The organism is Staphylococcus sp. HMSC069E10, from assembly GCF_001809205.1.
In the GTDB taxonomy this organism is placed as follows: domain Bacteria; phylum Bacillota; class Bacilli; order Staphylococcales; family Staphylococcaceae; genus Staphylococcus; species Staphylococcus hominis.
Map to the genome: position 1 here is coordinate 1 of NZ_KV796510.1, position 404 is coordinate 404.

Genomic DNA, 404 nt, shown 5'->3' on the forward strand with positions numbered 1-404 from the left:
GGGTCAGAGGTTCGAATCCTCTATGGCTCATACGATTTATTTTAATATGCGGAAGTAGTTCAGTGGTAGAACACCACCTTGCCAAGGTGGGGGTCGCGGGTTCGAATCCCGTCTTCCGCTCCATTATTTTGCCGGGGTGGCGGAACTGGCAGACGCACAGGACTTAAAATCCTGCGGTGAGAGATCACCGTACCGGTTCGATTCCGGTCCTCGGCACCAATTTAAATATAGCGCCCGTAGCTCAACTGGATAGAGCGTTTGACTACGGATCAAGAGGTTATGGGTTCGACTCCTATCGGGCGCGCCATTTAAAATTATCAATTTAATATACGGGAAGTAGCTCAGCTTGGTAGAGCACTTGGTTTGGGACCAAGGGGTCGCAGGTTCGAATCCTGTCTTCCCGA

At 50.7% G+C, this 404-nt stretch carries 4 tRNA genes; all 4 read left to right on the plus strand.

Features of this window, described 5'->3' with window-relative positions:
• Positions 1 to 48 precede the first annotated feature (48 nt).
• Positions 49 to 123 (plus strand) — tRNA-Gly (locus HMPREF2561_RS10290).
• Between the two features lie 7 nt (positions 124 to 130).
• Positions 131 to 219: transfer RNA gene (locus tag HMPREF2561_RS10295), tRNA-Leu, on the plus strand.
• Positions 220 to 230: 11 nt separating this feature from the next.
• Positions 231 to 307 (plus strand) — tRNA-Arg (locus tag HMPREF2561_RS10300).
• Between the two features lie 23 nt (positions 308 to 330).
• Positions 331 to 404: transfer RNA gene (locus HMPREF2561_RS10305), tRNA-Pro, on the plus strand.